This window comes from Streptomyces mayteni (genome assembly GCF_054783955.1).
In genome coordinates this window covers 1-1,445 of the sequence record NZ_BAAGPR010000260.1, presented here as the reverse complement: position 1 = coordinate 1,445, position 1,445 = coordinate 1, and the positions used below count along the sequence as shown (strand labels likewise).

At 77.2% G+C, this 1,445-nt stretch carries 2 protein-coding genes; both read left to right on the top strand.

The window, feature by feature from the left end:
- Positions 1–1,117 (top strand): tetratricopeptide repeat protein (locus ACYVPE_RS39780; RefSeq protein WP_461038724.1); only part of this gene is annotated, 1,117 nt, incomplete at its 5' end.
- Positions 1,118–1,119: 2 nt separating this feature from the next.
- The coding region (locus ACYVPE_RS39775; protein WP_461038725.1) for a zinc-ribbon domain-containing protein at positions 1,120–1,445 on the top strand (326 nt) is incomplete at its 3' end.

The following is a 1,445-nucleotide window of genomic DNA, read 5'->3' as shown; positions in this document are numbered from 1 at the left end:
GGGCGCCCCTGTGGGCTCCCCGCCGGAGGCGACCCGGCGAAGCGGCGCCGGCCGGCTCTGGCCGGCCAGGACCCGGACGGCGCCGCCGGCCGCCGGGCCGGGCCCGGCCACCCCCTACGCCCAACCCGCTCAGCCCGCCGCGGCCAGCGGCCCCGCGGCCAGTGGCCCCGTGACGGTGCGGCCCGACGTGCGGGGGCTCGCGCTCGCGCTGCCCGTGCCGCGCGTCGACCCGGGGGACGCCAACGCCGGGTACCTCGCCGGGCTGATGGCCACCTCGCCCGCCGACCTGCTGGTCGCGCTGCGCGGCGCGCCGACCGACTCCGTCGAGTGCCGGATCCGGGAGCTGCGGGCCTACCTCGAGGTCGGGGACGCCAGGTCGCTCGCCATCGCCCGCGCCTCCGCCGCCGGGCTGGCCGAGCGTCGGGGCAGCGACTGGCGGGTCGTCTGGTACCAGGGCGTCACCGCGCTGGTCACCGAGGACTGGGAGGCGGCCGCGCTCTCCTTCGACGCCGTCTACGACGCGTTCCCAGGGGAGTTGGCGCCGAAGCTGGCGCTCGCCGTCTGCGCCGAGGTGCTCGGCCAGCTGGACAACGCCGCCGACTACTACGACCTGGTGTGGACCACCGACCCCAGCCATGTCAGCGCCGGCTTCGGCCTGGCCCGGGTGCGGCTGGCCGCCGGCGACCGGCGCGGCGCCGTCGCCGCGCTGGAGTCGGTGCCCGAGACGTCGGCCCACCACACGGCGGCGCGGGTGGCCGCGATCCGGGCCCGGCTGCGGCAGCGCGCCGCCACCCACGACCTGTTGCCCGACCTGCTGGCGGCCGGTCAGCAGCTCTCGGCACTCCGTGGCGCGGGCCTGGAACCGTGGCTGGCCGAACAACTGTCCTGCGAGGTGCTGGGTTCCGCGCTGGACTGGGTAATCTCCTGCACCATCGGATCTTTCCCAGAGCAAACAGACCAGGGGCGGTTCCTGCTCGGCGCGCCGCTGAACGAGACCGGGGTCCGGTTGGGCCTCGAGCGCTCCTATCGGCGGCTGGCCAGGCTGGCGCCGACCCGAAGTGAACGCATTGAACTGGTGGAGGCGGCCAACCGCTTCCGCCCGAGGACATGGGTGTGACAATGCCGAGGCTCGACCAACTCTCCGCCTGCCCCGGCTGCGGTGAGCCGCTGGAGGACGACGACCGCTTCTGCGGCGTCTGTGGTACAGACCTGCAAACGGTCGGACGCGCCCCCGCCCCCGCGCCACCCCAGCCGGCTCCCGGCTACACCCCCACCGAGCACGACTTCACGCTGCGGCCACCGGAGCAGCCGCGGGCGGCGGCGCCGCCCGCGGGGCCGCCCCCGGGGTCGCCGCCGCCGGTGCCCGACCCGAGGGCCCAGCAGGTCGCCCCGCCCCCGCCGCTCTACGACCCGGCGCCGCCGGCCGCCCCGAGCGCGGCCAGCGC